The organism is Streptomyces sp. NPDC054794, assembly GCF_053611585.1.
Genome location: NZ_JBSHAQ010000134.1, coordinates 1 through 1,206, shown reverse-complemented (window position 1 = coordinate 1,206; position 1,206 = coordinate 1). Strand labels below are relative to the sequence as shown.

Annotated in this window: 1 rRNA gene (only partly in view); it reads left to right on the top strand. The window is 56.1% G+C overall.

What is annotated here, in order from left to right:
• Positions 1 to 1,185, top strand: a 23S ribosomal RNA gene (locus ACWGKT_RS48360) (its annotated part extends 1,279 nt beyond the left edge of the window); the annotation flags it as partial.
• Between the last annotated feature and the right edge of the window lie 21 nt (positions 1,186 to 1,206).

The window sequence follows — 1,206 nt, the reverse complement described above, 5'->3', positions numbered from 1 at the left end:
GCACTTGCTGTTCGAGCTGGGGGTGGCCGCAGAGACCAGCGAGAAGCGACTGTTTACTAAAAACACAGGTCCGTGCGAAGCCGTAAGGCGATGTATACGGACTGACGCCTGCCCGGTGCTGGAACGTTAAGGGGACCGGTTAGCTCCATTTCGGTGGGGCGAAGCTGAGAACTTAAGCGCCAGTAAACGGCGGTGGTAACTATAACCATCCTAAGGTAGCGAAATTCCTTGTCGGGTAAGTTCCGACCTGCACGAATGGCGTAACGACTTCTCGACTGTCTCAACCATAGGCCCGGTGAAATTGCACTACGAGTAAAGATGCTCGTTTCGCGCAGCAGGACGGAAAGACCCCGGGACCTTTACTACAGTTTGATATTGGTGTTCGGTTCGGCTTGTGTAGGATAGCTGGGAGACTTTGAAACGCGGACGCCAGTTCGCGGTGAGTCGTCGTTGAAATACCAGTCTGGTCGTGCTGGATGTCTAACCTGGGTCCGTGATCCGGATCAGGGACAGTGTCTGATGGGTAGTTTAACTGGGGCGGTTGCCTCCTAAAGAGTAACGGAGGCGCCCAAAGGTTCCCTCAGCCTGGTTGGCAATCAGGTGTTGAGTGTAAGTGCACAAGGGAGCTTGACTGTGAGACCGACGGGTCGAGCAGGGACGAAAGTCGGGACTAGTGATCCGGCGGTGGCTTGTGGAAGCGCCGTCGCTCAACGGATAAAAGGTACCCCGGGGATAACAGGCTGATCTTCCCCAAGAGTCCATATCGACGGGATGGTTTGGCACCTCGATGTCGGCTCGTCGCATCCTGGGGCTGGAGTCGGTCCCAAGGGTTGGGCTGTTCGCCCATTAAAGCGGTACGCGAGCTGGGTTTAGAACGTCGTGAGACAGTTCGGTCCCTATCCGCTGTGCGCGTAGGAATATTGAGAAGGGCTGTCCCTAGTACGAGAGGACCGGGACGGACGAACCTCTGGTGTGCCAGTTGTTCTGCCAAGGGCATGGCTGGTTGGCTACGTTCGGGAGGGATAACCGCTGAAAGCATCTAAGCGGGAAGCCTGCTTCGAGATGAGTATTCCCACCTCCTTGAGAGGGTAAGGCTCCCAGTAGACGACTGGGTTGATAGGCCAGATATGGAAGCCCGGTAACGGGTGGAGTTGACTGGTACTAATAGGCCGAGGGCTTGTCCTCAGTTGCTCGCGTCCACTGTGT